23 protein-coding genes are annotated in these 24,985 nt (G+C 71.8%); 14 read left to right on the plus strand and 9 right to left on the minus strand.

Annotated elements, in window-relative coordinates; genetic code table 11:
* Window positions 1-44 precede the first annotated feature (44 nt).
* Together ACT1U9_RS28705 and ACT1U9_RS28710 are read left to right on the plus strand one after the other, a co-directional pair.
* A complete protein-coding gene (locus ACT1U9_RS28705; RefSeq protein ID WP_444535518.1) occupies window positions 45-1,178 on the plus strand; it encodes a sensor histidine kinase in 1,134 nt (377 codons plus the stop codon).
* A 36-nt stretch (window positions 1,179-1,214) separates the two neighbouring features.
* A complete protein-coding gene (locus ACT1U9_RS28710) occupies window positions 1,215-1,883 on the plus strand; it encodes a response regulator (RefSeq protein ID WP_444535519.1) in 669 nt (222 codons plus the stop codon).
* Between the two features lie 49 nt (window positions 1,884-1,932).
* Here ACT1U9_RS28710 and ACT1U9_RS28715 read toward each other — a convergent pair whose 3' ends face one another.
* The 6 genes from ACT1U9_RS28715 to dhaK all read right to left on the minus strand — a co-directional run bounded on the left by ACT1U9_RS28715 (window position 1,933) and on the right by dhaK (window position 7,217).
* Window positions 1,933-2,325, minus strand: a complete 393-nt coding sequence (locus tag ACT1U9_RS28715; RefSeq protein WP_444539276.1) for a MarR family winged helix-turn-helix transcriptional regulator — start codon at window positions 2,323-2,325, stop codon at window positions 1,933-1,935.
* A 109-nt stretch (window positions 2,326-2,434) separates the two neighbouring features.
* Window positions 2,435-2,971 (minus strand): PadR family transcriptional regulator, encoded by a 537-nt coding sequence (locus ACT1U9_RS28720; RefSeq protein WP_444535520.1) that lies wholly within the window; start codon window positions 2,969-2,971, stop codon window positions 2,435-2,437.
* 34 nt (window positions 2,972-3,005) lie between these two features.
* Window positions 3,006-5,027, minus strand: coding sequence for an oxidoreductase (locus ACT1U9_RS28725; protein WP_444535521.1), 2,022 nt, complete (start codon window positions 5,025-5,027; stop codon window positions 3,006-3,008).
* A gap of 158 nt (window positions 5,028-5,185) precedes the next feature.
* Entirely contained in the window at window positions 5,186-5,599 is a 414-nt protein-coding gene (locus ACT1U9_RS28730) for a PTS-dependent dihydroxyacetone kinase phosphotransferase subunit DhaM (RefSeq protein ID WP_444535522.1), read from the minus strand.
* Window positions 5,596-6,192: a dihydroxyacetone kinase subunit DhaL gene (dhaL, locus tag ACT1U9_RS28735; RefSeq protein WP_444535523.1), complete on the minus strand. Its 597-nt coding sequence runs from the start codon at window positions 6,190-6,192 to the stop codon at window positions 5,596-5,598. The genes ACT1U9_RS28730 and dhaL overlap by 4 nt, the downstream gene beginning before the upstream one ends.
* A gap of 32 nt (window positions 6,193-6,224) precedes the next feature.
* A complete protein-coding gene (gene dhaK, locus ACT1U9_RS28740) occupies window positions 6,225-7,217 on the minus strand; it encodes a dihydroxyacetone kinase subunit DhaK (protein ID WP_444535524.1) in 993 nt (330 codons plus the stop codon).
* A gap of 195 nt (window positions 7,218-7,412) precedes the next feature.
* Here dhaK and ACT1U9_RS28745 point away from each other — a divergent pair, with 195 nt between their 5' ends.
* From ACT1U9_RS28745 to ACT1U9_RS28760, 4 genes are all read left to right on the plus strand, one after another.
* The gene (locus tag ACT1U9_RS28745; protein ID WP_444535525.1) at window positions 7,413-8,084 is read left to right on the plus strand and encodes a winged helix-turn-helix domain-containing protein; all 672 of its coding nucleotides are present in this window, start codon (window positions 7,413-7,415) and stop codon (window positions 8,082-8,084) included.
* Window positions 8,081-9,301, plus strand: a complete 1,221-nt coding sequence (locus tag ACT1U9_RS28750; RefSeq protein WP_444535526.1) for a sensor histidine kinase — start codon at window positions 8,081-8,083, stop codon at window positions 9,299-9,301. Before ACT1U9_RS28745 ends, ACT1U9_RS28750 begins: the two co-directional genes overlap by 4 nt.
* 183 nt (window positions 9,302-9,484) lie before the next feature.
* Entirely contained in the window at window positions 9,485-11,365 is a 1,881-nt protein-coding gene (locus ACT1U9_RS28755) for a glycoside hydrolase family 9 protein (protein ID WP_444535527.1), read from the plus strand.
* Window positions 11,366-11,440: 75 nt separating this feature from the next.
* Window positions 11,441-12,484: a trypsin-like serine peptidase gene (locus ACT1U9_RS28760; protein WP_444535528.1), complete on the plus strand. Its 1,044-nt coding sequence runs from the start codon at window positions 11,441-11,443 to the stop codon at window positions 12,482-12,484.
* Window positions 12,485-12,712: 228 nt separating this feature from the next.
* Here ACT1U9_RS28760 and ACT1U9_RS28765 read toward each other — a convergent pair whose 3' ends face one another.
* On the minus strand, window positions 12,713-14,173 hold the full coding sequence (locus tag ACT1U9_RS28765; RefSeq protein ID WP_444535529.1) for a multicopper oxidase family protein: 1,461 nt from the start codon (window positions 14,171-14,173) through the stop codon (window positions 12,713-12,715).
* 474 nt (window positions 14,174-14,647) lie between these two features.
* On the opposite strand from ACT1U9_RS28765, the gene ACT1U9_RS28770 reads away from it, so the two are divergent.
* The 7 genes from ACT1U9_RS28770 (at window position 14,648) to ACT1U9_RS28800 (ending at window position 20,101) form a co-directional block, all read left to right on the plus strand.
* Window positions 14,648-14,890 (plus strand): hypothetical protein, encoded by a 243-nt coding sequence (locus ACT1U9_RS28770; RefSeq protein ID WP_444535530.1) that lies wholly within the window; start codon window positions 14,648-14,650, stop codon window positions 14,888-14,890.
* Between the two features lie 82 nt (window positions 14,891-14,972).
* The gene (locus ACT1U9_RS28775; protein ID WP_444535531.1) at window positions 14,973-16,220 is read left to right on the plus strand and encodes a flotillin family protein; all 1,248 of its coding nucleotides are present in this window, start codon (window positions 14,973-14,975) and stop codon (window positions 16,218-16,220) included.
* A 195-nt stretch (window positions 16,221-16,415) separates the two neighbouring features.
* Window positions 16,416-16,805 carry a luciferase domain-containing protein gene (locus ACT1U9_RS28780; RefSeq protein ID WP_444535532.1) on the plus strand — a complete coding sequence of 130 codons (390 nt, stop codon included), beginning with the start codon at window positions 16,416-16,418 and terminating at the stop codon, window positions 16,803-16,805.
* Between the two features lie 103 nt (window positions 16,806-16,908).
* Window positions 16,909-17,700, plus strand: coding sequence for a DJ-1/PfpI family protein (locus ACT1U9_RS28785; RefSeq protein ID WP_444535533.1), 792 nt, complete (start codon window positions 16,909-16,911; stop codon window positions 17,698-17,700).
* Window positions 17,701-17,838: 138 nt separating this feature from the next.
* Window positions 17,839-18,474, plus strand: a complete 636-nt coding sequence (locus ACT1U9_RS28790) for an ATP-binding cassette domain-containing protein (RefSeq protein ID WP_444535534.1) — start codon at window positions 17,839-17,841, stop codon at window positions 18,472-18,474.
* Window positions 18,471-19,340 carry a metal ABC transporter permease gene (locus ACT1U9_RS28795; protein ID WP_444535535.1) on the plus strand — a complete coding sequence of 290 codons (870 nt, stop codon included), beginning with the start codon at window positions 18,471-18,473 and terminating at the stop codon, window positions 19,338-19,340. Before ACT1U9_RS28790 ends, ACT1U9_RS28795 begins: the two co-directional genes overlap by 4 nt.
* Entirely contained in the window at window positions 19,295-20,101 is an 807-nt protein-coding gene (locus ACT1U9_RS28800) for an ABC transporter substrate-binding protein (protein WP_444535536.1), read from the plus strand. Before ACT1U9_RS28795 ends, ACT1U9_RS28800 begins: the two co-directional genes overlap by 46 nt.
* Before the next feature lie 128 nt (window positions 20,102-20,229).
* Here ACT1U9_RS28800 and ACT1U9_RS28805 read toward each other — a convergent pair whose 3' ends face one another.
* Both ACT1U9_RS28805 and ACT1U9_RS28810 read right to left on the minus strand, forming a co-directional pair.
* A complete protein-coding gene (locus ACT1U9_RS28805; protein ID WP_444535537.1) occupies window positions 20,230-21,888 on the minus strand; it encodes a class I adenylate-forming enzyme family protein in 1,659 nt (552 codons plus the stop codon).
* The gene (locus tag ACT1U9_RS28810; protein WP_444535538.1) at window positions 21,885-23,660 is read right to left on the minus strand and encodes a CoA transferase; all 1,776 of its coding nucleotides are present in this window, start codon (window positions 23,658-23,660) and stop codon (window positions 21,885-21,887) included. Before ACT1U9_RS28810 ends, ACT1U9_RS28805 begins: the two co-directional genes overlap by 4 nt.
* A gap of 135 nt (window positions 23,661-23,795) precedes the next feature.
* Here ACT1U9_RS28810 and ACT1U9_RS28815 point away from each other — a divergent pair, with 135 nt between their 5' ends.
* Window positions 23,796-24,983, plus strand: coding sequence for an acyl-CoA dehydrogenase family protein (locus tag ACT1U9_RS28815; protein WP_444535539.1), 1,188 nt, complete (start codon window positions 23,796-23,798; stop codon window positions 24,981-24,983).
* Window positions 24,984-24,985 lie beyond the last annotated feature (2 nt).

Here is a 24,985-nt window from a genome sequence, read left to right on the forward strand (position 1 = left end):
CATTGGTTGACGCCACGCGTCTGACCTGCAATTAGGCTGCGGTAATGCGGATCCGCCCAGTAGCCGCCGATGTGTTCATCGCGCTGGCACAGACGTGTGTCGCCGTGCTCCTGGGCCAGGAGGCGGCCCGGCAGGGGCAGCAGCCGCTCGACGTGCTCGGATACGCCCTCGCCGTGATCATCAACATGGCGTGCGCGTTCCGCTCCAGAGCGCCGGTGGGTGTCTGCGCCTTCGTCATCGCGATGTGGACGCTCTACATCTCCCTGGGAAATTGGCCGGTCGTGGGCTCCTATGGCGCCCTGATCGCGGGGTATACGGTGGCCGCGACCCGGCCCGCCCGGGTCTCCATATCCTGTACGGCGGTCTTCGCGGCGGTGTGGGTGTTCGCCGGGTTCCGCACCGGCAGCGACGCGATGCCCTCGGTCGTCGTGCAGGCGCTCGCCGTGCCCGCCGTGCTGTGGCGGTTCGGCCGGGTGGCCCGCCGCTCCACCAAGCTCGCCGACCAGCTGGCGAAGGAGCAGGAGGCCCGGGCCAAGCGCGAGGTGGCGGAGGAACGCGGCCGTATTGCCCGGGAGTTGCACGACATCATCGCCCACCACATGTCGGTCATATCCGTGCAGTCGGGGCTCGCGCGTTTCGTCTTCGAGTCCGATCCGCCCACCGCGCGCGGGGCGCTCGGCACCATCTCCGCGACCAGCCAGGAAGCGCTGGAAGAGCTGCGGCGTATGCTGCACCTCCTGCGCGCGGAGGACGTGGACGGCGAACCGTCGGACCCGATGCCGGGCCTGTCCCGGCTCTCCGACATGGTGGAGCGGCTACGGGTCGGCGGGCTGCCGGTCGAGCTGCGCGTCGAGGGCGAGGCCCGGCCGCTCGCACCCGGCGTGGACCTGTGCGCCTACCGGGTGGTGCAGGAGGCGCTCACCAATGTCCTGAAACACGCGCCCGGCGCACGGACGACGGTGGAAGTCTGTTACGAGCGGAACCATGTCGCGCTCGCCGTCGTGAACGACACTACGGGAGCGAATCCGGTCAGAAATCGATCGGGTGGTGGACATGGGTTGATCGGGATGCGGGAGCGGGCCAAGCTCTACGGCGGCACGATCAGCACCGGCCCGAGAAGCGAGGGAGGCTTCGCGGTCCGGCTGCTCCTGCCGACCTCGGCCCAGTCGACCGCCTGACCGGGACCGCATGACACAGGGGGAAGACGCGCTGCCATGACCAGGGCACTCGTGGTCGACGACCAGTTCCTCGTACGGGCCGGTCTGGTCGCGCTGCTACGGGCGGCGGGCGTCGACGTCGTCGGCGAGGCCAGCGACGGGGCGGAGGCCGTGGCCCAGGCGGCGGCGACCCGCCCCGATGTGATCCTCATGGACATCCGTATGCCCGGTATGAGCGGCATCACCGCCACCGAGCGGATCCTCGCCGAGGCCGAGGACCCGGCGCCGCGCATCCTCATCCTCACCACGTTCGACCTTGACGAGTACGTGTACTCCGCGCTGCGGGCCGGCGCCTCGGGGTTCCTGCTCAAGGACTCGGGGCCGGAGCGGCTGCTCAACGCGGTGGCGGCGGTGGGCGGCGGCGACACGCTCTTCGCGCCGAGCGTGACACGCCGACTCGTGGAGGCGTTCGCGCGCCCCGCCGAAACCCCGCAGCTGTCGCCGGACTTGGCGGCGCTCACGGCCCGCGAGACCGAGGTCCTCAAACTCACCGCACGCGGCCTGTCGAACGTGGAGATCTCCGACCAGCTCTTCATCAGCGAGGCGACGGTCAAGACCCACCTCAACCGAGCGATGAGCAAACTGGACCTGGCGAGCCGGGCCCAGGCGGTGGTACTGGCGTACGAGTCGGGGTTGGTAACGCCGGGTGGGGGGAGCGCCCCGTAAGGGGCGCGAGGAACTGCGCGACCAGCCACATACGGCCCGCAGCCAAACGTCAACTCCAACTGCTGGCAGTGCTGTTGTACCGCAACAAATACTCCGCGAACTGTTCGAGATCCCCCGCCTCCCAGTCGGCGAGGCGCGCATCAAACGCCTGCTGACGCAGCTCCGCAGCCTCCGCGAGCTTCGCCGTCCCCGCAGGGGTGAGATGCAGCAGCTGAATGCGATGGTCCGCAGGATCGGTCCGGCGCTCGATGAACGCCAACCGCTCCAGCGCCGCGATCTGCCGACTGATAGTCGACTTGTCGAGCATGTAATACGCGGCGAGATCAGTTGCCCGGCACCCCTGCTGGTCCTCCAGATGGGAGAGCAGGGTGAACGAGACCAGCGAGAGCTCCGGGTGCATCCGCGCGGCGGCGGCCCGGGCGCGGCGGGCGAACGCGGTCATCTCGCGCTGGATGGTGGCGACCGACTGGTCTCGGCTGGGCACGGCGGGTCCTCTCACTGGCTAGTTGCATAATACAACGCCATGGTGCGGACCCGCTTGCTCAGGCCCGTCACTCAGGCTCGGCCACCGTGTCCAGCGCCTGGGTGAGCCAGCGGATCCAGAACGTCTCCAGCTCGATGCCGCCGCGCAGCACCAGATGCCGCAGCCGGTCCTGCTCGCTGTCCCGCTCCGGCGGGAAGTCCCGCCGCTCGATCCCCTCGTACATCTCCAACTGGCGCTCGTGCAGGGTCAGATGGCGGCGCAGCTCGGCGTCCAGCCCGTCCGTGCCGACGACCGCCGCCGCCCGCATCCGCAGCAGCAGCGGGTCGCGCATCGGACGGGGTTCCTGCCCGGAGCTCGCCCATTCGGCGAGCTCCGTACGGCCCGCGGGCAGGACCTCGTACTCCTTCTTCTGGCCGCGCGCCGGCGCCTGTGACGGCAGCGCGCGGATGAACCCGGACGCCTCCAGCTTGCCCAGCTCGCGGTAGATCTGCTGGTGCGTCGCGGACCAGAAGAAGCCGAACGACTTGTCGAAGCGGCGCGTCAGCTCAAGCCCCGACGAGGGCTTTTCGAGCAGGGCGGTCAGGATCGCGTGCGGGAGGGACATGACCGCATCCTAGGTTCGCCGCGTGCGGCGCCGGTCAGAGGGCCGCCGCCAGCCTGGTGCCCTGGTCGATGGCGCGCTTGGCGTCCAGCTCGGCGGCCACGTCCGCGCCGCCGATCAGATGCGCGGTGACCCCGGCCGCCGTCAGCTCCTCGTACAGGTCGCGGCGCGGCTCCTGGCCGGCGCACAGGACGACGGTGTCCACCGGCAGTACGGAGGAGGTGCCGTCGACGGTGATGTGCAGCCCGGCGTCGTCGACCAGGTCGTAGCTCACGCCCGGCACCATGGTCACGCCCCGGTGCTTCAGCTCGGTGCGGTGGATCCAGCCGGTGGTCTTGCCCAGGCCCGCGCCGACCTTGGAGGTCTTGCGCTGGAGGAGGTGGACGGTGCGCGGCGGCTTGGGCCGCTCGGGCGCGCGCAGTCCGCCGCGCTCGCCGTACGTGGTGTCGACGCCCCACTGCCGGAAGTACGTCTCGGCGTCCAGGCTCGCCGCGTCGCCGCCGTCGGTGAGGTACTCGGCGACGTCGAAGCCGATGCCGCCCGCGCCGACGATCGCCACCCGCTCGCCCACCGGCGCCCCGTCGCGCAGTACGTCGAGGTAGGTGACGACGCTCGGGTGGTCGCGGCCGGGGATCTCCGGGGTGCGGGGGGTGACGCCGGTGGCGACGACGACCTCGTCGTACGTGCCGTCCGCGAGGTCGGCGGCCGTGACGGAGGTGTTCAACTTGACGTCCACACCGCGCAGTTCGAGCTGGGTGCGGTAGTAGCGCAGCGTCTCCTCGAACTCCTCCTTGCCGGGGACCCGCTTGGCGATGTTGAGCTGGCCGCCGACCTCGGCGGCCGCGTCGAAGAGGGTGACCGCGTGGCCGCGCTCGGCCGCCGACACCGCGAAGGCGAGCCCGGCCGGACCCGCGCCGACCACGGCCAGGTTCTTGCGGCGCCGGGTGGGCGAGAGCACCAGCTCGGTCTCGTTGCAGGCGCGCGGGTTCACCAGGCAGGAGGTGATCTTGCCGCTGAAGGTGTGGTCCAGACAGGCCTGGTTGCAGCCGATGCAGGTGTTGATGGTCTCGCCCCGCCCCGCCCGCGCCTTGGCGACGAACTCGGGGTCGGCGAGGAACGGCCGCGCCATCGACACCATGTCCGCCCGGCCCTCGGCGAGCAACTGCTCGGCCACTTCGGGGGTGTTGATGCGGTTGCTGGTGATGAGCGGGATCGAGACCGACCCCATCAGCTTCTTGGTCACCCAGGTGTACGCGCCGCGCGGCACCGAGGTGGCGATGGTCGGGATGCGTGCCTCGTGCCAGCCGATGCCGGTGTTGATGAGCGTCGCCCCGGCCGCCTCGATGGCGCGGGCGAGCGTGATCACCTCGTCGAGGGTGGAGCCGCCGGGCACCAGGTCCAGCATGGAGAGCCGGTAGATGATGATGAAGTCCGCGCCGACCCGCTCACGCGTACGGCGGACGATCTCGACCGGGAAGCGCATCCGGTTCTCGTACGAGCCGCCCCAGCGGTCGGTGCGTTGGTTGACCGCGCCCGCCACGAACTCGTTGATCAGATAGCCCTCGGAGCCCATGATCTCGACGCCGTCGTACCCGGCGGACTTGGCGAGCTCGGCGGCGCGCACGAAGTCCTCGACGGTCTGCTCGACCTCGTCCTCGGTCAGGGCGTGCGGCACGAACGGGCTGATCGGCGCCTGGAGCGCGCTCGGCGCGACCAGGTCCTGGTGGTAGGCGTACCGCCCGAAGTGCAGGATCTGCATCGCGATCCGGCCGCCCGCCGCGTGCACGGCGTCGGTGACGGTGCGGTGCTGGGCGGCCTCCGCCTCGGTGGTGATCTTGGCGCCGCCCTCGTACGGGCGGCCCGCGTCGTTGGGCGCGATGCCGCCGGTGACCATGAGAGCGACCCCGCCGCGCGCCCGCTCGGCGTAGAACGCCGCCATCCGCTCGAACCCGTTCTCGGCCTCTTCGAGCCCGATGTGCATGGACCCCATGAGCACCCGGTTGGGCAGGGTGGTGAAGCCGAGGTCGAGGGGGCGCAGCAGGTGGGGGTAGTCGCTCATCGGGGGGCCTCCGGATACGGCGGTGTCGTCAGCTCCAGTTGTAGAGCATGGACGACCGCTTGTGCAACAAGTTGCATAAAGGGTCTGGGTCACATGGCTTACGCAGGCGGGCCCGGCGGGGGAGTCCCGCCGGGCCCGTCCTCGTCAGCGTGCCGGTGTCAGACCTTCCGGTAGCCGTACGCCTCCACAGCCGCCGCCTCCACCGCGTCCAGGTCCGCCCCCGCCGAGGCGGCGACCACGGCCGCCACCGCGCCCTCGACGAACGGCGCGTCGATCAGCCGCGTCCCCTCCGGCAGCTCGTCGCCCTCGGCGAGCAGCGCCTTCACGGTGAGCACAGCACTGCCGAGGTCGACCAGGACCGCGACGCCCGCGCCGCTGTCGACGGCGGCCGCGGCCTGCGCGATCAGCTCGGAGCTGGTGCCGAGGCCGCCGTCCGGGGTGCCGCCCGCAGGGGCGACCGGGGCGGTCGTGCCGCCGCCCGCGAGCCCCGTCGCAAGCCCGGCCACGGCTTCCGCGACCGCGGCGCTGTGGGAGACCAGGACCACCCCGACGAGCTTCCCGTCCCCGCTCATCCGGCAGCCTCCACGAGCGCGCCGATGAGCAGGGCCGACGAGGTCGCGCCCGGGTCCTGGTGGCCGATGGACCGCTCGCCGAGATAGCTGGCCCGGCCCTTGCGGGCTTGCAGCGGTACGGTCGCGAGCGCTCCCGCTTCGGCCGCCGCGCTCGCCGCCGCGAACGACTCGCCGAGCGCGTCGACGGCGGGCAGCAGCGCGTCCAGCATCGTCTTGTCCCCGGCCGCCGCCCCGCCGAGCTGGGCCACGGCTGCCACACCCGCGCCCAGCGCCTGGGCCAGCTGTTCCCTGCTGACCTCGGCCGCGTCGCCGAGCGCCTTGCCGGTGCGGCGCAGCAGCGTCCCGTACAGCGGTCCGGAGGCGCCGCCGACGGTGGAGATCAACTCGCGCCCGGCGAGGGTGAGTACGCCCCCGGGCGTGTCCGGGTTGTCCTTGTCAAGCACGGCGGCCACGGCGGTGAAGCCGCGCCGCAGATTGCTGCCGTGGTCGGCGTCGCCGATGGCCGAGTCCAGTTCGGTCAGCCGGTCCGCCTCCCGGTCGACGGCGGCGGCCGTGGCGGTCATCCAGCGGCGGAAGAACGCGGTGTCGAGCACAAGTCCTCCTTCGGGTGTCGTGGGCATCGGGATCAGCAACCCCACCGCAGCGCAGGCGTGTTGACCGGCGCGTCCCACAGTCGCAGCAGCTCCTCGTCGGCCTGGCAGAGCGTCACCGAACAGCCCGCCATGTCGAGCGAGGTGACGTAGTTGCCGACGAGTGTGCGGGCGACGGGGACGTGCCGCTCGGCCAGCACCCGGTGCACCTCGGCGTTGAACCCGTACAGTTCGAGCAGCGGTGTCGCCCCCATGCCGTTGACGAGCAGCAGTACGGGACTCGACGGCTTGAGGTCCTCCAGTACGGCGTCCACCGCGAAGTCGGCGATCTCCCGCGAGGTCATCATGGGCCGCCGCTCGCGCCCCGGCTCGCCATGGATGCCGACGCCCAACTCCAGCTCGCCTGGCGGCAGTTCGAAGGTAGGGCTCCCCTTGGCGGGTGTGCTGCACGCGCTGAGGGCGACGCCGAAACTGCGTGAACTCTCGTTCACCCGGCGAGCGATCGCCTCCACCCGCTCCAGCGGCGCGCCCTCCTCGGCCAGGGCGCCCGCGATCTTCTCCACGAACAGGGTGGCGCCGGTCCCGCGCCGCCCGGCCGTGTACAGGCTGTCGGTGACCGCGACATCGTCGTTGACCAGCACCTTGGCGACCTGTACGCCCTCGTCCTCGGCGAGTTCGGCGGCCATCTCGAAGTTGAGCACGTCACCGGTGTAGTTCTTGACGACGAACAGCACCCCGGCCCCGCTGTCCACGGCGGCCGCCGCGCGCACCATCTGGTCCGGCACGGGCGAGGTGAACACCTCGCCGGGGCACGCGGCGGCGAGCATCCCGGGCCCCACGAACCCGCCGTGCAGCGGTTCGTGCCCCGACCCGCCCCCGGACACAAGGGCGACCTTCCCGGCCATGGGCGCGTCCCGGCGCACGATCACGCGTTTCTCCACGTCGACGGTCAGCTCCGGATGGGCGGCCGCCATCCCGCGCAGCGCGTCCGCCACGACTGTCTCGGCCACGTTGATCAGCATCTTCATGCGTGCCTCCGGGAGAGAAGCGCAGCCGGGCGGCTGCTGACCGGGACCTTACCGACCCCGGCTCACGCGCGGCCCGGACCGTGTCGGGGCCGCGTCCCCAGCTGTGGCCGACGGCATCGTCTGCGTAGGCAGCGACGACGGCCGCCTCCACGCCCTGGACGCCGCGACCGGAGTCCCCACGTAAGCTCCCGTTTCATGCGCGTGCTGGTGGTGGAGGACGACCCTGAGCTCGGCCCGGTCGTCGTGGAGGGGCTGCGGGCGGCCGGGTTCGCCGTCGATCTCGCCGTGCGGCTCGACGAGGCCGAGCTCAAGCTCGATGTGAACACGTACGACTGCGTGGTGGCGGACAGGGGGCTCCCCGACGGCGACGCCCTCGACCTCGTACGAAAGCGGCGCCGCGCCGGATCCACGCTGCCCGTGCTGCTGCTCACCGCGCTCGGCACGGTCGACGACCGGGTCGCCGGGTTCGAACACGGGGCGGACGACTACCTCGTCAAACCGTTCGCGTTCGCCGAGCTCACCGCGCGCGTACGCAGCCTGTGCCGACGCGTGCGGCCCGCCCGGCTTCCCGAACTGCGCGTCGCCGACCTGGAGGTGGATCTGCCGCGCCGCCGGGTGCGGCGCGCCGGGGTGCTGCTCACGCTCACCGCCAAGGAGTTCGCCGTACTGGAGGCGCTGATGCTGCGGGCGGGCGAGGTCGTCACCCGCAGCGAGCTGATCGAGAGCTGCTGGGACGAGATGAGCGACCCGATGTCGAACGTCGTCGACGTCGTCATCGGCCAGCTGCGCCGCAAGCTCGGCTCCGACGAGCTGATCGGCACGGTGCGCGGGGTCGGCTACCGGATCGACGGCAACGGTACGGAGTGAGCGCGCGGCCGACGAGGACGCGCCCGGCCCTGGCCCGGCTCGTCCGCCTGCGCCGACGCCTGACCGTGCTGTTCGCGGCGACAACGGCCGTATGTCTGGTGGTCCTGGCCTTCGTCGCCTCCTCCATCGACGGCCGTTCGCGTGCCGGCGGCCTGGACAAGGAGATCGCCCGCCGCGCCGACGGTCTCGCCCGCGCGGTCTGGATGGACAAGGGCACGCTGCACCTCGAACCCCTCGCCGAGGACGCGCTCGCCCGCGAACCCGGCGCCCTCGCGGTCGTGAGCGGGTCCAAGTCGTCCAAGGCCCCCGAAGTCCGCTGGTCGCGCCCCGGCCCGGCGGAACTGCCCGACGCGGGCCGCCTCGACGGGCTCTGGCGCAAGGTCCTCGAACAGCAGGAGACGGTGTACGCGACCGAGACCTCCCGGGACGGCACCACCCTGCGCTGGGCCGCCTCGCCCGTCTGGGACGACGACAGCATCGGCGCCGCCGTCCTGGCCGCCGCCGACCCGGGCCCCGGCGAACGCGACCACGAGACACTGGTCCGCTGGCTCGCCCTCGGCGGTACGGGACTTGTGCTGGCCGCCGCCCTCGTCGGGCATCTGCTGTCCGGCCGCAGCATGCGGGAGGCGCTGCGGGCCCTTGACCAGCAGGAGCAGTTCCTCGCCGAGGCCGCGCACGAACTGCGCACCCCGCTCGCCACGCTCCGGGTGACCCTGGAGGCGGGCAGCGCGGCGGAGTCGGCCCGGCTGGTCGACCGGATGGGCCGCCTGGTGGGCGGGCTGCTGACGCGGGCGCGGGTGGAGGCGGGCGCCCAGGAGGTGGAGCTGACGCCGCTCCGGCTCGACCAGTTGGTGGAGCAGGTGGTGGACGAGGTGGGCCAGGTCCGGCCGGGCGCGGACATCGCGGTGACGGCCGAGTCCGTGGTGGTCGCGGGCGACCCCGACCTCCTTGAGCAGGCCGTACGCAACCTCGTCGAGAACGCGCTGCGCCACGGCGGCTCGACCCCGGTCGAGGTACGCGTCCACCCGGGCGGCGTCGCGGTCCGCGACCACGGCCCGGGCTTCGAGGCCACATCGGGCGCGGGCGGCAACGGCATCGGCCTGGCGATCGTCCGGTGGGTCGCCGATCTGCACGGCGGCACGGTCGCCCTGGGGCCCGCGCCGGGCGGAGGCGCGCTGGCCGAGCTGAGGATCGGCGCTCCAGAACGAGAGCGGTGATCTGGGCGGCCCTATGGAAGTGCGATGCGCTTCCGGCCCCGTTTTCAGGGGCGCGGGGCTGTGTCATTGTGCGGCTCCGCCGCGTGGGCGCGACCAGCCACGCACGGTCCGCAGCCAAATATCCGCACTGCCCGCGGAGCGCCCCTCATCGTCCCCTCATGATTCCCCCGGCAAGCTGACGCCATGGTTTCGAGAATCCCCGTCCCGCGCGCCCGCGCCATATCCCTGACCCTCGCAGTCGCGCTCGGCGCCGGAGCCGTCTGGTACGCACTGCCCTCGACGGGGGCCGCGCAGCCCTCCGCCGAGATCCGCGTCGACCAGGCCGGTTACATCACGGGCGAGCACAAGGAAGCGTTCGTCCTCGGCCGCGACGACGCCCTCGCGAACGCGCGCTTCGAGGTGCTGGACGAGTCCGGCCGTACGGTACTCGGCGGCGCGCCCGGCCCCCGTACCGGCAGCTGGAACAAGACGTACGACTCCGTACGCACCCTCGATCTGACCGCGCTCACCGCACCCGGCACCTACCGACTGAAGCTGACCGGCTCCGCCACCGCCACCTCGCCGCGCTTTCGTATAGCCCCCGCGAAGGAGCTGATGAAGAACCTGGCGGCCGACAACGTCCGCTTCTTCCAGGCCCAGCGGGACGGCGCGGACGTCGTGCCGGGCGGCGAGCTGAGCCGTAGACCCGCCCACCTGAATGACCGTCAGGCGACCGTCTACGCCACACCCCACTACAACGACGACGGCACCGAGCTGACGGAGCCGTTGCGGCGGGTCGGTGGGCCCGTCGACACATCGGGCGGCTGGTTCGACGCGGGGGACTTCCTGAAGTTCACTCACACCGCGTCGTACTCCACGGCCCAACTGCTGCTCGCCCAGCGGGCGTTGCCCGATACGCCGGGCATCGCCGACGAGGCGCGGCACGGTCTGGCGTGGCTCGACAGAATGTGGGACGGGCGCACCGGCACTCTCTATGCCCAGGTCGGCATCGGTGCGGGCAACAAGGACTTCCGCAGCGACCACGACGTATGGCGGCTCCCGGAGGCGGACGACGCGCTGAAGGCGTCCGAGGGCGACCCCGACCACGTACTGAAGCACCGGCCGGTGTTCCGGGCGAACGAGCCCGGCGAGCCGATCAGCCCCAACCTCGCGGGCCGGGTCGCCGCCGCCTTCGCGCTCGCCGCGCAGACGGACGCCAAGAGCGACCCCGACCGGGCCCGGCAGTGGCTGGAAAAGGCGGCGGCGGTGTACGGGCAGGCCGACACCGAGCACAGCGGGGAGCTGGTCACCGCCTTCCCGCACAGCTTCTACCCGGAGGACTCCTGGCAGGACGACATGGAGTTCGGAGCCGTTGAACTCGCCCTTGCCGCACGGCAGTTGGACGACGACCGGGCGGACAAGTGGCAGCGGGAGGCCGGGGACTGGGCGCGGAAGTACATCTCCTCCGACGCGCGCGGGACGCTCGGCGTCGCCGACGTCAGCGCTCTGGCCCACGCCGACCTCGTACGTCTCGCGCCCTCCGACGAGGCCGCCGGTGATCTGCGGCGGCAGCTGACGGACGGTGAGAAGCGCGCGGCCAAGGACCCGTTCCGGGCGGGCGCGGTCTACACCGACTTCGACGCCGTCCCGCACACCTTCGGCCTGGCCGCCACCGCCCGGCTGTACGCGAAGGCGACCGGCGACCACCGCTACGACGCGTTCGCGGCGAGGCAGCGCGGCTGGGCGCTGGGCGCCAACGCCTGGGGCACCAGCTTCATGATCGGCACCGGCGAGGTCTTCCCGCACTGCCCCGAGCACCAGGTGGCCAACCTCGCGGGCAGCCTCACCGGCGAGGGGAAGATCCTGCGCGGCGCGGTCGTCAACGGCCCCAACGCGGCCGCCAAGCTCGGCGAGCTCAACTCCTTCGACACGATGCGCCCCTGCGAGTCGGGCACCGACACCTTCAAGCGCTTCGACGGCAAGGGCGCCCGCTACCTCGACCACGTCGGCGCCTGGCAGACGGTGGAACCGGCCGACGACTTCACCTCCACCGCGCTGCTGGCGTTCGCCCTCACCGCGATGTGATCCGTCCGGGGAGCATGCCGGGGGAGCCGCACGAGTCGCCCGTAGATAAGCGGACCGCTCGTGCACCATGTCCGCATGATCTTCCACGACGGTACGGAGTCGCGGCGGGCGCCGCGGCGGAGGACGTCCCGGACGCGGCTCGGTCTCGCCCTGGCCGCGTCCGGCGCGCTCCTGCTGGCCGGCGGCACGGCCCACGCGGCGGACGGGCCTATCAAGCCGCACCACCGGGCTCCCGGCGACGGCGACTGGTCGGACGCGGACGCGCTCGGCTTCTGGACGCCCGGCCGGATCGCCACCGCCACCGACCCCGCCCGGCCCGGCAACGGCACCACGACCGGCCTGCCCGGGCCCCCGGCGGCCGTGCCCGGTATGCCCACCGCCGAGCACATCCCCGGGCTCGCGTCCGTCGGCGTCCTGTTCACCACCACCGGCCCGGACCCGACGAACGGGGAGATGCGGGCCCACAAGTGCTCGGCGAGCGTGGTGGAGAGCGGCGGGCGCAACCTCGTCCTGACGGCCGGTCACTGCGCGGGCGGCCGGGCCGTCTTCGTACCGCAGTACACCTCGGAGGCCGATCTTGAGGACCAGCCGTACGAGTTCTACCGGGTCACCGACTGGTACGTGGACAACAAGTACGTCCGCAACACCAAGGCGGCCGTCTCCGACCTGGACTACGCCTTCGCGCGGCTCGCGCCGGGACCCGGTGGGCGCAACATCCAGGACGTGGTGGGCGCCAACAAGCTGGTGCGCACGCCCGGTTACGCGCAGGACGTGACGATGATGGGCTACCCCCGGGTGGGCCGCAATCCGGAGGACCTGCCGGTGCGGTGCCCGGCGCGGTCGGGGCGGCTCTCGGGCTACCGGCAGATGCGGGTGGTGTGCGCGGGGATGTGGGGCGGTGTCTCCGGCGGCCCGTGGTTCTCCGACATCGACTGGGACGCGGGGACGGGTCAGATCATCGGGAACGTCGGCGGCTTCCACGGCGGCGGCCCGGACGTGCCCGAGTCCGACCCCCGCTACAACCAGATCACCTACAGCCCCGTCTACGGCGACCGCTTCTTCCGGCTCTACCGGGACGCCCAGGACAACCGGCGCCCGCACTACGGGGAGTACGGCTGACACCGCACGTACGTGAGGCGGTTGGGCGGACGGCGGGCGGGCACCGGGCATCCGGGCCCGCCCGCCGTCCTGGCCGCGCCGCGGCCCACCGCCATGGGTACCCTCGGGGCCGCCTGGCGGGGGCGCAGGAGGCAGGAGGGGGCGGGGCCGCGGGGCGGCCGTTCAAGGGGCGAGCGGGGGCGTCACCGGGAAGTCCCGGCACGCCCCCGTCGTGGTGGAGCCGGGGCGTCAGACGACTTCCATCGTCGCCATCATGCCCATCGACGCGTGGTCGAACATGTGGCAGTGGTAGACGTACTTGCCGCGGTAGCCGGTGAAGGTCGCCTGCACCTTCACCTTCTCGCCCGGCATCAGCCGGACCGTGTCCTTGAGCCCGGACTCGGGCCCGGACGTCACCGGCACACCATTGCGTTCGATCACCCGGAACTGCACCAGGTGGATGTGGAAGTTGTGCGGCACCCGCTGGTTGACGTTGGAGACCGTCCAGATCTCCGTGTCGCCGTACTGGATGGTGTTGTCGACGCGCTTGTCGTCGTAGATCTTGTCGTCGATGTAGCCGAGGCCGTCCGGGGACGTCTCGTCGACGCGCAGCACAACGTTGCGGTTGACGGTGGCCGGCTTCAGCTCGGGCAGCGTGCGCAGGCGGCTCGGGACGCGGCTGTAGTCCGCGGCCTTCTTGGTCACCCGGAACTGCATGACCTGCGAGGCGGGGCTGCCGGGAGGCGCGTTCTCGGTGTTGGTGAGGATGATGGTGGTGCCCTCGGCGTACTTCGAGAAGTCGATGACGATGTCCGCGCGCTCGCCCGAGGTGAGCGAGATCGTGTCGGTCGTCAGCGGCGCCTCCAGGAGGCCGCCGTCGGTCCCGATCTGCTGGACGGTCGAGCCGTCCGACAGCTTGAGGGTGAAGAACCGCATGTTGGACGTGTTGTACAGGCGGAAGCGGTACTTGCGCGCCGCGACGTCGAAGTACGGCCACGCCTTGCCGTTGGCGAGGATGACGTTCCGGTTGCGGAAGTCGTTCATCACGTACAGGAGCTGCCCGTTGTCGTCGAACCGGGCGTCACGGATCGCGATCGGGATGTCGTACGCGCCCGACGGCAGCCCCAGCGCCTTCTCCGGCAGGTCCATCAGCGTGTAGAACCCGGTCAGCCCGCGGAAGACGTTCTCCGACTCGATGTGGTGCGCGTGGTCGTGGAACCACAGGTTCGCGTTGGGCTGGTTGTTCGGGTACGTGTACGTCTTCTCGTTGCCCGGCTGAATGAGGTCCATCGGCGTGCCGTCGCTGGACTCCGGGACGTGGCCGCCGTGGAGGTGGATGGAGGCCGGGGTGGGAAGGCTGTTGCTCTGGGTGACGACCACGCGGTGGCCCGAGCAGGCCTTGATCCAGGGGCCGGGGAAGTAGCCGTCGAAGGTGCGGACCGTCGTCTGCTTGCCCGGAATGATCTCTGTCTGGACTTCCTGCATCTCAAAGCTGTAGTACGCGGTCGTCCCCGATATCCGGTCCGGCTTCGTGACCTCGGGAACGGGCATCGCCTGGGCGAACTTGGGGATGGTGGTGGGGTCGATGTCGGTCGTGGTCTGGCCGTCGGCCTGCGCCGCGCTGCTCAAGGCCGGCATCAGCAGACCCGCGCCCCCCACGGCGCCGGTGAGCGCGACACCGGCCTTCATCGCGTTCCTGCGTGTGATCATCAAAGACTCTCCCAGCGAGACATGCTGAGGACGCCCCCGCGGCGCCCTGGCGGTATTCGTGCGAGCGGCGTGCGGAGAAGTCCGCAACGGCCGCCGGCCCGCCACGCGGCCCGACGAGTGGGTCGGCTCGCCGCCGCCTGGCCGGCAGTCCCGGGGAACAGCCCCACCTCGTTCATGAAGCTCGGCCTCGGGGTAGTGCGTCGGTGGTCGGCGCCCTTCCGGGGTGGGGCCCGGCGCGACGCAGTAGATCTTGTCCACCAGTCTCCTGGTGGCGCTCTGGCCGAACAAGCCACTCTGGTTTCAGAGTTGTGTCAGATTTCGCAAATTACTTGCCACTTGTGTAGGAGCTCTGGCATCTGAACGTCAGAGTCCGTCAGGTCCCCGAGGATGGGTTGTACGCGGTCGGGGAGCTATGGTCAGAAGTCCGGATCGGTACGCACGTCCGGATCCAGACGATGGGAGGAGGTCCGGGCGATGGAGCAGGACGATGCCGTGATCGGCTGCGTGGGGGAAGTGATCGTCGGCACGCGGGGCCCCGCGGGCCCCGGCGAGGTCCTGGTACGTGTCCGGGGCGGCTCCGAGACCTTCCTCGCCTGGTCCGAGGAACCCCTGCCGCGCGGCGCGAAGGTCCTCGTCGTGGAATCGCGCGGTATACGTCAGGTCGACGTCATCGAATGGGCCGACCCGCTCCAGGAACTGGGCATCGAGCCCGACTGACACCGGCGGTTCCACCGCACCGCGTACGGCTGTTCCGGCACACCACGTAAGTCACAGAGCAAAACACACGAGGGAGACAAGGATGTTCGGTTATCGCGTTCCCGCCCCGGACGAGGCGATGCTGATCTCGGGCGGCAGGCGGGGCCTGGGAGGTGCGCCGTTCCGGGTGGTGACCGGCCACGGCAAGTTCGTGCTCCCCGTCTTCCGCAAGACCCGGTTCCTCACCCTCGCCATGTGCGAGTCCGAGGTCACCGAGACCTGTGTGACACGCCAGGGCATCGCGCTGAGCGTGCGGGCCGTGATCGCCTTCAAGGTCGGCAACGACAACGAGAGCATCGTCAACGCCGGCCAGCGCTTCCTCTCCGACCAGGAGCAGATGTCGGTCCTCACCGGCCGGATCTTCGCCGGTCACCTGCGGGCGATCATCGGCTCGATGACCGTCGAGGAGATCGTGACGGAGCGCCAGAAGCTGGCCGCCGAGGTCCTGGACACCTCGAAGGCCGAGATGGCCAAGATCGGACTGATCGTGGACTCGCTCCAGATCCAGTCCATCGACGACGGCGACACCGGCTACATCGACGCGATGTCGGCCCCGCACAAGGCGGCCATCCAGCGCCAGGCCCAGATCGCCCAGGCGCAGGCCACCCAGGCCTCCGTCGAGGCCGAGCAGGAGGCCGCGCGCAACCAGGCCGAGTACGCCCGCCAGACCGCCGTCGTCAAGGCCGAGTACTCGGCCGAGGTCGACCGGGCCCAAGCCAAGGCCGCCCAGGCCGGTCCGCTCGCCCAGGCCCACGCCCAGCAGGAAGTCCTCGCCGCCCAGACCGAACTGGCCCTTCGCCAGGCGAAGCTGCGCCAGCAGCAGCTGGTGGCCGAGATCGTCAAGCCCGCCGAGGCCGAGGCCGAGCGGATCCGGGTGCTGGCGGTGGCCGAGGCCGAGCGGATGAAGATCCAGGCCGCGGCGGCCGCCTCGCACGACCGCGTCGCGCTCGACCGGATGCTCATCGACCAGCTGCCGCAGATCGTGAAGGAGGCCGCCGGCGGCCTCGCGGGCGCCAACGTCAACGTACTGAACGGCGCCGACGGCCTCGGCGAGATCGCGGCGGGCCTGGTCGGCCAGGGCCTGACGATCCTCGACTCGGTCCGGCAGAACCTGAGCGGTTCCGGCCAGGGCCAGGACAAGGGCGACGGCCCCGCCAAGGCCGGTGCCTACCTTGAGCTGCCCGGTTACCCCGGTACGGCCGGTAAGGGCGCGGCGGAAGGGACCCGGGGGCAGGCGGGCAAGGGTGACCAGCAGGCCGGAACGGGTGACGGCCCGGTGCAGTTGGACTAGGCTGCGCCCCCTCCTGAGCCCCTCTTGTACGGCCACGGATTGGTCAAGCGGCGTACGAGAAGGTTGATGGGGGTGTCCTGCGGGTGAATCGTGCGCGAGGATGGGGTTATGACCGCGGCCCATCGCGCCATGGCTCAGTTGGAGACATGGCCGAATCTGGTAAGTGGCCCGCCCCGGTGCGCCGTTGGGCAAGCCTTGCGCACGACTGAGTACGAGGTGGTGCACTTCCACTCGGACAATGCCGCTGACCTGCACCTCACCCATACGGCGATAGAACGGCTGCTGCCGGAGCTGCGGCGCAGCAGCGCGATCCGGGTGACACCCGGATCCGCCTGGCTCACGGTCCTGCTCGACTGCGACGCCGACGTCGAGCTGCTGCTCAGCCTGGTCAGTGTGGCGCTCAAAGCCCATGGCGACGCGCGGCAGCGGCATCCGGGGGCCCCGTGCGAGTGGTACGGATCGGCGGTCCCAGGGCCGCGCGCCGTGGTCACGGCGGGCGCGGCCCCGGCCGTCGAGCACGGCCTTGTCCCGGCGGCCCGGCGCGCGATGGGACGGCTCCTGCCGCACGGGCACAGACCGCTCTGAGAACTCCGGAAATCAGAGCGGGAACCACCCCGGCCCCCGGCCCGACTGCTGAGATATGCCGCCACTCGGTGGCAACGGCCTTGGCAGTAAGGAGTGTTGAGGGATGAGCGTCGAGCACGGGCACAGCCGTCGTCAGGTCCTGCGAACCGCCGTGGCGGGAGGCGTGGGCGCCTCGGTCGCGGCCACCGTCGGGATGGGCGGTCCGGCCCACGCGGCCGAGCGCGGCGGGACCCACGCAGGCGGGCGCCGCCGGATCCGGGTCGCCGTGCTGCTCTACGACGGCTTCACGGCGCTGGACGCGATCGGCCCGTACGAAGTGCTCTGCCGGGTGCCGGATGTACGGGTGACCATGGTGGCCAAGGAGGCCGGGCCGGTCCTCACCGACACGGGCGAGCTGTCGCTTGTGGCGGAACGGTCGCTGCGCGATGTCGACCGCGCCGAGGTGCTGCTCATCCCCGGCGGCGGTGAGCCGGGCGCGGTCGCGATGATGAAGGACAGCGCGGTGCACGAGTGGATCCGCCGCATCCACCGGCACACCGTGTGGACCACATCGGTGTGCACCGGGTCCCTGATCCTCGGCGCCGCCGGACTGCTGCGAGGCGTGCCCGCCACCACGTACTGGGCCGCGCGGCCCTCGCTCAAGGACCTCGGCGCGATCGACACCCCCGGGCGGTTCGTCGAGAGCGGGAAGATCATCACGGCTGCCGGGGTGTCGGCGGGCATCGACATGGGGCTCCATCTCGCCGCCCGGCTGTCCGACGACCGGATCGCCGAGGCGATGCAGCTCGCCATCGAATACGACCCCCAGCCGCCGTACGACACGGGGTCGCCGGAGAAGGCGGGGGACGAGCTGCAGAAGCTCGCGTTGAAGCTGTTGGCGGATGCGGGGCGCTAGCGCGCGGCGGGAGTGTGGCTGTTCGGCTGCGGACCGTAGGGGCTGGGCGCGCAGTTCCCCGCGCCCCTGAAGGGGCCCGGAACGTCGGGAACTACCTGACCCTTCCTTCCGACTCCTTGTCGTGAACTAGGAGGTGGGATGGGCGGGCTGGATGTGCGGATGCGTGATGTCGCGTGCCGTCACGGTCGGGTCGAGGCCGTGCGGGGTGTGGATCTCGATGTCGCTGCCGGTGAGCGTGTGGCGCTCACCGGTACGAACGGGTCCGGGAAGACCACGCTCGTACGGGCCGTGCTCGGGCTGCACCGGCAGGCGGGCGGGACGATCCTGGTCGGCGGGCAGAGCGCCCGTACCGCTGCCGAGTGGGCCTGGCGGCGTCGGGTGTGCGCGTGGATTCCGCAGAAGCCCGCAACCGGGCGGTTCCCGCTGCTGGCACGGGAGTTGCTGGCCAGCAGCGGCGCGCCCGTCGAGGCCGCCGAGGCGGCCGCGAAGCTGGGCGTCGGGCCGATGGCCGACCGCCCGCTGCATACGCTCTCCGGCGGTCAGCTCCAGCGGATGTATCTGGCCCGCGCGGTCGGCTGTGTCGCCGCCGGGGCCGGGGTGCTGCTCGCCGACGAGCCCACCGCCGCGCTGGACTTCGCCGGTCAGGAGGAGGCGGCGGACGTCCTGCTGTCCCTGCCGGTCACCCTCGTCGTCGTCACCCATGACCGTGCGCTCGCCGACCGTTGCGAGCGCGTCCTCGAAATGGCCGCGGGCTGTCTGCGGGAGGTCGCGTGAACCTGGCCGCCGCCGATCTCGGCGAACTCCTCCAGCTCGTACCGGTCCAACGGGCGGGCGCCGCACTGCTGTTGGCGGCCGTCGGGCTTCCGGTGGTCGGGGTCGTGATCGTCGGGCTCGACATCATGCCGGTACGGTTCGCGATGATGCACGTGGCCCTGCTCGGCATCGCGGTCGGACTGCTGACCGGGCTCGACCCGATGCTGTGCGCGCTGGTCGCGTGCGCGCTCGCGGGCGCTGGGGTCGCGCCGCTGGCCCGTACCCCGGACGGCCTTTCCGGCGCGATGGGGCTGTTGATGAGCCTCGCGATCGCGGCGGCGCTGCTGGTCCTGTCGATCTCCGGGGTCAACGCGTCGGGCGCGTTCGCGCTGCTGTGGGGGTCGATCCTCTCGGTGGGCAGCGCGGACCTGTGGCTCCTCGGCGTGCTGGCCGCCGCCGTACCGGCCCTGTTCTGGTGGCGGCGCCGCGATCTCGCGCTCCTGCTGTACGACCGTGAACTCGCCCTCAGCGCGGGCGTACGCGTCGACCGGCTGACCCTGCTGCTCCTGGTCCTGGTCGCCGTCGCGGTCGCCGGGGCGATCAAGCTCACCGGTGCCCTGCTCGTCGACGCGCTGACCCTGCTGCCCGCGCTCGCGGCCCGGCGGCTCGGCGCCTCCCTCACCTCGATCACCGCCTGGGCGGTGGGCATCGGTCTGACGGTCAACGCGACGGGGTTCCTCGTCGCGCTCCGGCTCGACCTGCCGCCCGGCCCCGTGCTTGTCCTGACGGCCGGGGCCGTGGTCCTCGCCGTCCATCTCATCCCCGAACGGAGAATCAGCTCATGGCGCAGTACCGCCGCGTCCGTATCCCTTCCCTCCTGGCACTGAGCGCCGGGCTCGTCCTTGCTGTGACCGGGTGCGGCAGCGACAAGAAGGACGACTCCCCGTCCGGGAAGGGCGGCGGCAGCGGTACACCGAAGGTCGTCGCGACCACCGCTTGGGAGGGGGCCTTCGCCAAGGCGGCGGGCATCAAGGACGTCAAGGTGATCGTCCCGCAGTCGGTGCACCACGCGCCCGACTACGACCCCAAGCCGTCCGACCTCGCGGCCGTGGCGGGCGCCGACTTCGTGCTGTACGCGCCGTTCGAGCCGTACGCCTCGAAGATCAAGGACGCGGCGGGGTCGAAGGCCGAGTTGGTTGAGGTCAACCTCGACAACGACGCGGACAAGGCTGTGGCCGAAGTGGTGCGCCTGGGGAAGATGTTCGGTACTCAGGCCGCCGCCGCGCAGTGGAAGACGTCGTTCGATGCGGAGTACGGCAGGTTGCAGCAGGACGTCAAGAGCGCTTGGCCTGGAGGGAAGGCGCCCGTCGTCGTCGCGCAGGTGTTCTCGACGTGGTCGGCGAAGTTGGCGGGCGCGGATGTTGTTGGTACGTACGGTCCCGAAGCGGTGACCGCGCAGCAGCTGGCCGGGCTGTCGAAGAAGAAGCCTGCGCTGGTTCTGGACAATGCGCATATGTCCACGGGGAAGGTGTTGCCCGACTCCGGCGCGAAGCAGATCGAGATCGTCAACTATCCGGACAGGGATATGGACTTGCTGGGTGTGTACCGGAAGGCTGCGGCCGATGTCAAGCAGGCCATGGCTGGCTGAGCGGCTGTTCGGCTGCGGACCGTAGGGGCTGGTCGCGCAGTTCCCCGCGCCCCTTGGCAGGTGGCTCGGGACCGCAGGTATGAGCGGGGTGTGGGCGTGGCAACCAGTCCACACCCCGCTCCCCCTTCTCACACCGCCGGTTCCGGCTCCCTCTCGCACCGCTCCCTCAGCCTCGCCCGGTCCGGCTTGCCCGCCGGGGTCAGGGGGAACTCCGTTACGAGTAGCAGGTGTTCGGGGTGTTTGCGGCGTTCCAGGCCGCGCGCGTCCAGATGTGCGGACAGGTCCTCCAGCGTCGGATCCGCCCCTTCCCGCCCCACCACGCACGCCGCGAGGCGTTCGCCCATCAAGGGGTCGGGGACGCCGACGCAGACCACGTCACGTATCAGGGGGTGGGTGGCGAGTTCCAGTTCCACCTCGGCGGGGCTGATGTTGGCGCCGCCTCGGATCACCACGTCCTTGAGGCGGCCGACGACGCGTAGGGTGCCGTCGGGTTCGAGTCGGCCGAGGTCGCCCGTGCGGACCCAGCCGTCGGGGGTGCGGTAGCGGGCGTCCAGGTCGGGGGCCGCGACGTAGCAGAGCGGGGACATCGGGCCGCGGGCCACGATCTCGCCGACCGTTCCCGGGGGTACCTCCTGAAGCTCACGCGTGTCTGGGACAGCGATGCGGATATCGGCTACGCGCGGGTCCGGGCGGCCCGCCAGTACCCCGGGGCCGTCGGCTCGTACGGCCGAACTGTCCAGTGACGTATGGCAGTTGACGCCGTCGGCCGAGCCGTAGAGGTTGACCACCGGGCAGCCGAAGACGCGGCGGGCCTCGGCGGCGGTGGTCTCGTCGAGCGGGGAGCCGCCGACGATCACGGCGGTGGGCGGGGCGAAGCGCGGGGCGCCGGTGTCGGCGAGACGGTCGAGCATCATGCGGATCATCGTCGGCACGCCGAGGACATGGGTCGGCTCATGGGCGACGAGCGCGTCGACGGCGGCTTCGGGTGTGAAGTGGTCGAGGACGATGAGGGTGCCGCCGTGCCGGGCGAGGGTCACCGCCGTACCGCTGCTGCCGAACGCCGAGGCGAGCGGCACCAGGAACAGACAGCGCGGCGGGCGCCCGTCCGGCAGCAGTGAGCCGAGGAAGTTGCCGCGCCCGCCCGCCAGTGCGTTGTGCGAGTACGCCACCATCTTGGGCTCGGCCTCCGAACCCGACGACACCAGGATCCGGGCAGCGGAATCGGGGTTGGGCCGGGCCGGGAGGAAGGTATGCGGGTCCGTGCGGGTCAACTCCGCCAACGCGACTGCGCCCTGGGGTGCGGTGCCGGGCCCGGCTGCCACTACCGTACGCAGCGAAGGGAGTTCGGCGGACAGGGCGAGCAGGTCGGCGGCGTGGCGGCTGCCCCGGTGCTCGGTGGCCGCGATGACCGCGACCGCCTCGGACCGTGCGAGCAGCGACACCGCCTCGCGCCCGCCCCGCCCGACCGGGAACGGCAGGGAGACGGCGCCGAGCGCGGCCAGCGCGATGTCGGCGATCACGGCGTTACGGCCGCTGGGCAGCTGGACGCCGACCACGTCGCCCGCGCGGATACCGAGCCCGGCGAGCCCGGCGGCCAGACATCGGGCCTTGCGCTCAAGGGCCGTGTAGCAGAGTTCGCCCTTGGCGTCGATGACTGCCGTATGGTGCGGATCGGCTGTCTGGCGGGCTCGGTAGAGGCTGTAGAGGTCCAGGTCGGGGCAGGTGCCGTCGACCGCCCAGGAGCGGCGCAGCCGGGCGGGGAGCAGATCGCGCAGGACGACGGTCACAGGAAGCTCCAGGGGGCGCGGACGGCGGGCGCGCCGTGCGGGTCGCGGCTGATGGCCCCGGTGAACCGGGGGTCGCGGGGGAGTTCGGCGAGATCGGTGGTGACGGCGGCGGCACTCAGACCGTGGCCGCGCAGCAGCTCCAGCGCGTCCGGTGTGGACAGTTCGCGCAGGTCGTACGCCGAAGCCGCGGCGGCGCAGACATCGCTGGGCGCGACCCAGCCGTCCCGCGTCGGCAGCGGGCGGCGGAATCCGGCGGCGCGGCGCGGATCCTGACCGTTCGCGATGCGCTCGCGCGCGGGCGCGGTGAGGATGTCGGCGGCTCCGAGCAGGGACGAGTCCACGCGTACGCCATCGCCGGAACGCTCCCGCAGCAGCAGCCCCGCCAGGATCGCCTCCGTACCGAGCAGCCCGCCCAGTACATCGAGCAGGGTCATCAGCGAGGGCGCGGGCGGCTCGTCGGCGGGCCTGACGGCCTCGCCGACTCCCGTGCGTGCCTGGACCATGAAGTCGGTGCCCATCGGCGCGCCCGGCAATCGGTCCGCCCAGCCGCTGGTGTACGCGTAGACGAGCGCGGGGTTCGCAGTGGCCAGCTGAGGCCGGTCGAGCCCGAGCTGTGCGGCCTTGCCCGGCGCCCAGTTGTGCAGGAAGACGTCGGCTCCGGATGCGAGGTTGAGCAGATCCCGGCGTCCGGCTGCGGATTTGATGTCGAGCTCGACGGCACGCTTTCCCCGGTTCAGGGCCAGCCATCGGGCCGAGACTCCGTCGCAGGTGGGCGGCATACCGCGCAGCGGGTCGCCGCCCGGCGGCTCGATCCGTACGACGTCGGCCCCGAGCAGCCCGAGCAGATGCGCGGCGAGCGGCGCCTGGACGCGGCGCCCGGCCTCCAGGACGGTGAATCCGGCGAGCGGTCTGGCGGTGGTGGCGGCCGTGGTCGTGCGGTACGCGGCCTCGTACGAGGTCAGTGTCCAGGGCGCGGCCCCGTCGTGTTCGGCGGCGCGTTCGGCGAGCGAGTGCAGTCGGCACACCTCGGCGCCGGAGGCCGAGGCCGCCCGCCGCACGCGGTCCCAGCCGCTCGCCCGCACGGTGTCGTGCAGGGCCTGCGGGAAGGGCGCGCAGGCGGTCGCGTAACGGAACTGGAAGGGCCGCCAACCTCGCCGTATCGCTTCTTCGGGTGCTTCGAGCGCGCGCCAGAACGCGGCCCACGCGCCCGGGTCCAGGGTCTCCAGCTCGAAGACGACGCCGTCGCGCGAGGTGAACGGCGGCCCGCCGGGGGCCAGTTCAGCCGCCTCGCTCTCCTCTGCTCCGGCGGCGGCCAGGTACTGCGAGACGGTCAGCAACGCGGCCCGCTCGGCGCCGGCCTCCACCCGGGTCACCTGCGCGCCCCGCGCCTGCGCGAGCAGCCCGGCGAGCAGGCCCTGCACGGTGAGCGACCCGGTGGCGGTGGCCACGTAGTCGACCGCGAGGCCGCGCGGGATACCGTCGCGGCGGCCGTGCACGGCCATCACACCGGTGGCGGCCTGCACGGTGGCCTCGTCGACGAGCATGCCCGAGCCCCATGCGGTGTGCGCGGTGAGGCTGGTGAACTCGGCGCCGGAGAGCGTGAGTCCTCCGTCCGAGGGCCCGGCGGTCTCGGCGCCGAGCAGCCGCAGGTGTTCCGCGACGAGTACGTCGGCCGGTCCCGAAGTGCTCACGCGCAGCCCGTCGAGCGGCCCGGCGGTCCGCCGGGCGGCCGATCTCGCCGCGTCGGCAGGGCCGGCTGTTGTCGCTGCCATGCCTCTCCTCTTTCTCTGACCTCGTGGGTGACCTTGTGCGATACGGGAACCCGGGGGCGCTCGCCCCCGACCAGTTCCACGGAAGAAGCAGTCGGACCGCCGTTCGAGGGGGTTCCCGGAAGCTGGAGGAAACTGGTGGACGAGCGAGCGGACCGGCTGCGCGGCGGACCCGAATGTCCGCGGGACGTGCTGGAGTTGCGGGACCGGGTCGCCGCGTTCGTACGGGAGCGGGTGCAGCCGCAGGAGGCGTTGCTCGACGCGGGCGGCCGGGAGGCGCGCGTCACCCTGCGCACGCTCCAGGAGGAGGCGCGGGCGCGGGGCCTGTGGGCGCTGCCGCACCCTGTCGAACTCGGCGGACAGGGCCTGCCCCTGCGGTCGTACGCGCATGTGGCCGAGGCGGAGGGCGCCAGCGACCATGGCCCGGCGGCCCTCGGTTCCGCGTCCCTGCTCGACGCGCTGATGCTTCAGCGGCACGGCGCTTCCGGGCTCGGCGCGGCCCACGCCGCACGGCTCACCGCCGGGGAGCTGCGGGCCTGCTACGCCATGACCGAGCCGGAGACTCCGGGCACCGACCCGTCCCTGACCGCCACGCACGCGCGCGAGGACGCCGACGGCAACTGGCATATCAGTGGCCGCAAATGGTTCACCAGCGGAGCCGCTGACGCCGACCTGGTGACCGTACTCGCCCGCACCGACGGCGAACCGGGGGACCGCGAGGGGCTGTCCCTGCTCCTCGTCCCGACCGGCTCGCCCGGCTTCCGCGTGGTGCGGGAACTGCCGATGCTCGGCGCGGGTGGACAGTGGGAGATCGAACTGGACGAGGTCGTGGTCGGCCCCGATCACCTGGTCGGCGCACGCGGCGGGGCGCTCGCCGTCGCGGGCGAGCGGCTGCAACTGGGCCGGACCCTGCGCTGTCTGCGCTGGCTCGGCCAGGCCCAGCGCGCGTTCGAGCTGCTGCGGGAGCGTGCGGCGACCCGGACGCGCTCACGCGGCCGTCTCGGTGACCTCCAGCTCGTCCAACTCCACGTATTCGAAGCCCTGTTGGCGCTGCGGACCACCCGGCCGCTGCTGTACGAGGCGGTCGCGCGCGTGGACACGGGGCTCGACGCCCATGTGGAGGTGGGCCTCGCGAAGGTCGCGGCCGCCCGGACGCTCCAGCAGGTCGCGGACGCGGCGATCCAGGTGCACGGCGCCGCCGGACTCGGCCCGGACACGCCCCTGCCCGCCCTGCTCCGCGCCGGCCGCGCGGCCCGCATCCTCGACGGCCCGGACGAGCAGCACATCGCGTCGGTGGCGCGGAGGGCGCTGCGCGGCGAGGGGTGACC

Source organism: Streptomyces sp. BR1 (genome assembly GCF_052373795.1).
GTDB lineage: Bacteria > Actinomycetota > Actinomycetes > Streptomycetales > Streptomycetaceae > Streptomyces.

What these genes read in the sequence shown, in the direction of transcription:
- ACT1U9_RS28705 (WP_444535518.1), top strand. Translation starts at nt 45, where the DNA reads ATGCGGATCCGCCCAGTAGCCGCCGATGTGTTCATCGCGCTGGCACAG.
- ACT1U9_RS28710 (WP_444535519.1), top strand. Translation starts at nt 1,215, where the DNA reads ATGACCAGGGCACTCGTGGTCGACGACCAGTTCCTCGTACGGGCCGGT.
- ACT1U9_RS28715 (WP_444539276.1), bottom strand. Translation starts at nt 2,325, where the DNA reads ATGACCGCGTTCGCCCGCCGCGCCCGGGCCGCCGCCGCGCGGATGCAC.
- ACT1U9_RS28720 (WP_444535520.1), bottom strand. Translation starts at nt 2,971, where the DNA reads ATGTCCCTCCCGCACGCGATCCTGACCGCCCTGCTCGAAAAGCCCTCG.
- ACT1U9_RS28725 (WP_444535521.1), bottom strand. Translation starts at nt 5,027, where the DNA reads ATGAGCGACTACCCCCACCTGCTGCGCCCCCTCGACCTCGGCTTCACC.
- ACT1U9_RS28730 (WP_444535522.1), bottom strand. Translation starts at nt 5,599, where the DNA reads ATGAGCGGGGACGGGAAGCTCGTCGGGGTGGTCCTGGTCTCCCACAGC.
- dhaK (WP_444535524.1), bottom strand. Translation starts at nt 7,217, where the DNA reads ATGAAGATGCTGATCAACGTGGCCGAGACAGTCGTGGCGGACGCGCTG.
- ACT1U9_RS28745 (WP_444535525.1), top strand. Translation starts at nt 7,413, where the DNA reads ATGCGCGTGCTGGTGGTGGAGGACGACCCTGAGCTCGGCCCGGTCGTC.
- ACT1U9_RS28755 (WP_444535527.1), top strand. Translation starts at nt 9,485, where the DNA reads ATGGTTTCGAGAATCCCCGTCCCGCGCGCCCGCGCCATATCCCTGACC.
- ACT1U9_RS28760 (WP_444535528.1), top strand. Translation starts at nt 11,441, where the DNA reads ATGATCTTCCACGACGGTACGGAGTCGCGGCGGGCGCCGCGGCGGAGG.
- ACT1U9_RS28765 (WP_444535529.1), bottom strand. Translation starts at nt 14,173, where the DNA reads ATGATCACACGCAGGAACGCGATGAAGGCCGGTGTCGCGCTCACCGGC.
- ACT1U9_RS28770 (WP_444535530.1), top strand. Translation starts at nt 14,648, where the DNA reads ATGGAGCAGGACGATGCCGTGATCGGCTGCGTGGGGGAAGTGATCGTC.
- ACT1U9_RS28775 (WP_444535531.1), top strand. Translation starts at nt 14,973, where the DNA reads ATGTTCGGTTATCGCGTTCCCGCCCCGGACGAGGCGATGCTGATCTCG.
- ACT1U9_RS28785 (WP_444535533.1), top strand. Translation starts at nt 16,909, where the DNA reads ATGAGCGTCGAGCACGGGCACAGCCGTCGTCAGGTCCTGCGAACCGCC.
- ACT1U9_RS28790 (WP_444535534.1), top strand. Translation starts at nt 17,839, where the DNA reads ATGGGCGGGCTGGATGTGCGGATGCGTGATGTCGCGTGCCGTCACGGT.
- ACT1U9_RS28800 (WP_444535536.1), top strand. Translation starts at nt 19,295, where the DNA reads ATGGCGCAGTACCGCCGCGTCCGTATCCCTTCCCTCCTGGCACTGAGC.
- ACT1U9_RS28810 (WP_444535538.1), bottom strand. Translation starts at nt 23,660, where the DNA reads ATGGCAGCGACAACAGCCGGCCCTGCCGACGCGGCGAGATCGGCCGCC.